Genomic DNA, 288 nt, shown 5'->3' with positions numbered 1-288 from the left:
CGATAGAGCAGGTCGGAGCGGAAGCGTCACTCGAGGATGGCCTTGTCGAGGGTGGCGTTGGTGGCGGAGACGAGAAAGACATCGACCTTGGCGCGGGCACCGCCGATCGGCCGCACGGTCCAGTCGTCGAGCAGGCGCAAAAGCACCGCCTGCAGGGTGACGGGCATATCGCCGATCTCGTCGAGGAACAGGGTGCCGCCATCGGCCTCCTTGACGAGGCCAACGGCACCGCCGCGCCGTGCACCGGTGAAGGAGCCCTCGGCATAGCCGAACAGTTCGGCCTCGACG

1 protein-coding gene is annotated in these 288 nt (G+C 67.4%); it reads right to left on the bottom strand.

The genetic code is table 11. The features are described 5' to 3' along the window. Positions 1–26 precede the first annotated feature (26 nt). On the bottom strand, positions 27–288 hold a 262-nt coding region (locus QSV46_RS39410), incomplete at its 5' end, for a sigma 54-interacting transcriptional regulator (RefSeq protein WP_314964049.1).

The sequence above is a fragment of the Bradyrhizobium cosmicum genome, assembly GCF_032290525.1.
In the GTDB taxonomy this organism is placed as follows: Bacteria; Pseudomonadota; Alphaproteobacteria; order Rhizobiales; family Xanthobacteraceae; genus Bradyrhizobium; species Bradyrhizobium cosmicum_A.
The sequence above is the reverse complement of the archived record's forward strand: the minus strand, read 5'-3'. Positions and strand labels throughout refer to the sequence as shown.